This is a genomic window from Sphingopyxis italica, from assembly GCF_011926545.1.
Taxonomy (GTDB): domain Bacteria; phylum Pseudomonadota; class Alphaproteobacteria; order Sphingomonadales; family Sphingomonadaceae; genus Sphingopyxis; species Sphingopyxis italica.
In genome coordinates this window covers 1-1,270 of sequence record NZ_JAATIT010000011.1, presented here as the reverse complement: position 1 = coordinate 1,270, position 1,270 = coordinate 1, and the positions used below count along the sequence as shown (strand labels likewise).

Annotated in this window: 1 protein-coding gene and 1 pseudogene; both read right to left on the bottom strand. The window is 64.2% G+C overall.

Features of this window, described 5'->3' with window-relative positions; all coding sequences use genetic code 11:
* Positions 1–33: 33 nt before the first annotated feature.
* Positions 34–1,086 carry an IS3 family transposase gene (locus GGR90_RS19240; RefSeq protein ID WP_425337883.1) on the bottom strand — a complete coding sequence of 351 codons (1,053 nt, stop codon included), beginning with the start codon at positions 1,084–1,086 and terminating at the stop codon, positions 34–36.
* Positions 1,053–1,205 (bottom strand): annotated as a pseudogene (locus tag GGR90_RS19795) (transposase); the annotation flags it as partial. The gene GGR90_RS19240 and the pseudogene GGR90_RS19795, both read right to left, overlap by 34 nt.
* Between the last annotated feature and the right edge of the window lie 65 nt (positions 1,206–1,270).

Below are 1,270 nucleotides of genomic sequence, written 5' to 3'. Positions count from 1 at the left end.
GTGACGTGACCCCCTGGTTTCCACCAGCCGGGATTAGAGCCCAGCAGCTTTGTTGCGCATGAGCGCGGTGTAAGCAATGGCCTGTGCAGCGGAGCCCGAAGGGTGTAGCTGCGCAGGCCATTGCTTATGCAGTTCGGCGGCGAACGCCGCCGGTGTCTCATATCCGAGGGCCGAGTGCGGCCGCGACTGGTTGTAATCTTCGGCCCAGGCCGTGATCACCGTGCGGGCATGGTCGAGGTCGAGGAACAGCGTCTCGTTCAGAAGCTCATCACGCATCCGGCCATTGAAGCTCTCGACATAGCCGTTCTGCATCGGCTTGCCCGGCGCGATATAATGCCACTCGACGCCGACCTCACCGCACCATGCGAGCACCGCGTTCGATGTCAGCTCGGTCCCATTGTCGCTGACGATCATCCCCGGCCTGCCGCGTTCCTCGATCAGATCGCTGAGCTCGCGCACGACCCGGCGCCCGGAGATCGACGTATCCGGCACCGCGCGCAGGCACTCCCGCGTCACATCATCCACGATGTTGAGCACGCGGAACCGCCGGCCTGACGCCATCTGGTCATGCACAAAGTCGAGGCTCCACCGCTGGTTCGGCAGCGCGAGCACCGGTGCGGGCGCCCGCGCACCGATCGCCCGGCGCCGGTTACGTCTTCGCCGGACCATCAGTCCCTCCTCTCGATACAGGCGCTGGGTCTTCTTCCTGTTGATCATCACGCCCTCCCGGCGCAGCAGGATATGCAGGCGCCGATAACCGAACCGGCGGCGCTGCTGCGCCAGCTCGCGCAGTTTCTCCCGAACCTCGGCATCGTCACCCCGCTGCGACCGGTAGCGCATGCTCGTCCGATCGGCCCCTGTGACACGGCACGCCCGCCGCTCGCTCATCCCATGGCAAGCCTGGAGATGGGCGACCGCTTCCCGCTGAACGGCGGGCGTCACCATTTTTTTGTGAGAAGATCCTTCAGCGCCGCATTGTCCAGCATCGCGTCCGCAAGCAACCGCTTCAGCTTCGCGTTCTCGTCCTCGAGCGAGCGCAGCCGCTTCGCCTCCGACACCTCGAGACCGCCATACTTGGCCTTCCAGTTGTAGATCGTCGCTTCCGACACCCCATGCCGCCGCGCCAGCTCGCCGGTCTTCGCCCCTGCCTCCGCTTCCTTCAGCACACCAATGATCTGCTCTTCTGAAAACCTCGTCCGCTTCATCTGTCCGTCCTTCCTTCAAGGCCGGACTCTAATCACAGTTGGAGGAAAATCAGGGGGTCACGTCA